Origin of the sequence: Beijerinckia sp. L45 (genome assembly GCF_009765775.1) — a bacterium.
In the GTDB taxonomy this organism is placed as follows: Bacteria; Pseudomonadota; Alphaproteobacteria; order Rhizobiales; family Beijerinckiaceae; genus RH-AL1.
Genome location: NZ_LMUU01000158.1, coordinates 117,567 through 118,925, shown reverse-complemented (window position 1 = coordinate 118,925; position 1,359 = coordinate 117,567). Strand labels below are relative to the sequence as shown.

The window sequence follows — 1,359 nt, the reverse complement described above, 5'->3', positions numbered from 1 at the left end:
CTTGCCCATCACGCCACCGGCCTCAGCCGCGGCCAGGACGCGCGCGCGCGCCGGCGTGATCTTGCCCGTCGCCGGCCTGACATAGCGGACGCCGAGGCGCGGCGACGTGGGCTCCGCCGCGAATGGGGCACGCATGCACATGCGCAGGACCATGCCGCGCGGGCTCAAGGTCCAGCGCGCGACCCAGTCGATGAAGGCGCGGAGGTTGGCGGAGAGCGGCGGCACATCGCTGCGCCCGCCGACCGGTTTGAGTTTTGGGCTGACGCTTTGGCCAAGCGACCAGACGACGCCGATGGTGCGGCGTGGTCCGAGTGGCACCTCAACGAAATCGCCCGGCTGGAGCAGGACGCCCGGTTCGATCTTGTACGTGTAGGCTTGATCGACCGCCACGGGGATCAGGACGTCGGCGGTAGCGGCTGGTTCGGTCATCGGCCAATCAGGAATGGGGCCCGCGTTCTTGCGCATCGCGCGCGGCAGGCATCGACGATCTATCGCATAAGGCCAGCGTCCCCGAGCGCAAGCCCTGGAAACGAGGAAGGGCGCCCGGCTTGCGCCAGACGCCCTTCTGGAGCGACACGATGCTGAGAGGGGGGATCAGCATACGGCTCGACCGGTCGACATGGGGGGAAGCCGAGGGGTCGAGGGACAATCGCTCTCGTTGCTGAAGATAAGGACCAACGACGTGTCCGCAAGGCATCGTCACGCGAGAAATGCAGGATGTCGGATTACGTTTTCGTCATGATGGCATGGCTTAGCGGCTTGACTGCCCCAAACCCCTCAGTTTTTCGAGGTATCGATCGCGGTGTTGGGAGGCAGGATCTTGAACAGCGCGGGATCGGGCTTCTGCTTCAGGTCGAGATTGTAGAGCGTCACAAGGGTCTCGTAGCCTTGGGGATCACGCACCTGCCACTGGCGTAGCTCATAGGTGACGGGGTCGAAGATCAACCGGATCCGCGAGGTGCCGCCGAAGGTGGTCCGATCATCGAGCAGAATCATCATCGCCTCGGGCGAATTCAGCACGTTGAGGATCTGCGTGTCGCTCTTCAGGTCGATCTTGTCCTGCAGCAGGAACTTGAGCGGGGTCTGCCCGATCGCGTAGGTCTGCTGGGTCTTCAGCTTGCGATCGTTGACGGCTACCGATGTGCCGTCGGAAATCACTTCGAGCGCCGCTGGTGCCGCATATTCAAACCGCAGTTTTCCCGGTTTTTGAACGTAGATTTTGCCTTCCGAGTGCCGCCCGTCCGCTCCGGTCTGCACGAAGTCGCCGACCATTGTCGGCGCCGACGAGAGAAACATGTCGGCCCGGTGGATCGCCTTGTCGGCATCGCTACCGGTCAGAACGACGGGCACGGACTGCTT

1 protein-coding gene and 1 pseudogene are annotated in these 1,359 nt (G+C 63.5%); both read right to left on the bottom strand.

Going from position 1 to position 1,359, the window contains the following annotated elements:
• A pseudogene (locus GSQ79_RS16965) lies at positions 1-429 on the bottom strand (primosomal protein N'); the annotation flags it as partial.
• 348 nt (positions 430-777) lie between these two features.
• On the bottom strand, positions 778-1,359 hold a 582-nt coding region (locus GSQ79_RS16960; RefSeq protein ID WP_158809848.1), incomplete at its 5' end, for an outer-membrane lipoprotein carrier protein LolA.